The sequence below is a fragment of the Microbulbifer sp. ABF4_148 genome, from assembly GCF_056158985.1.
The window spans coordinates 4,775-5,521 of record NZ_JBSWUI010000004.1; positions in this window are offsets into that span (position 1 = coordinate 4,775).

Below are 747 nucleotides of genomic sequence, written 5' to 3' on the forward strand. Positions count from 1 at the left end.
CGACAGATAAGTCGATCGTGAATTGATTAGCTTATTAGCGAGGCGTAACGGTCCAGCGCTCCTGCGCATCAGGGCGATGAAAACACTTGCGATTTGTGTCCCGGCAATCGCTTGACGAGTAGCGCGCTGAGTCCGTCAGCTTGAGGGAGCCATCCTGCCAGGAAAGGCACACGCAGCGTCGCGCGTACCGCGCAGGCCTTGCGTTGGCGACTCGAATATCGCAGTTCCACTCATTTCGGCCAGTCGAGTCCGGATTGCACTCAGTGCAATACGGCAGTGTCAGGACATAAGGAGAGGTGCGGGCTGCCAAACAGTTTCATGCGGATTATTTCCTTGCGTACACAGTCACATGGGCGATCATGACGACAAAGTGACGGCTTCAGCAAACCTTCCTTACCCGCCCCCAGGTGAACTGGCCGCAAATCCGCACAACGGGCACCATTCTGCAACAGAACAAAAAAAGCGGGCCGTGGCCCGCTTTTTCGTCACAACTTACACTTTGGTTACTCGTAAATATGTAACCAGAGATCGTCACCGGCGCCATTGTCTAATGGCATATTCGAAGGCCTCACGTGGATAGCGCATACCTCCCCCTGATACAGAGGAATTGTAACTACCCCACTTCATGCAGGTTCCATTGCCGCGAACGGATGGTTCACGGTGTCAGTATGTCACCATCGAAATGGCGCTGATTGCCCTAACCAGCAGGTGCTGCCACCTTCGTGTATTGCTTAGATTCTTAACCTT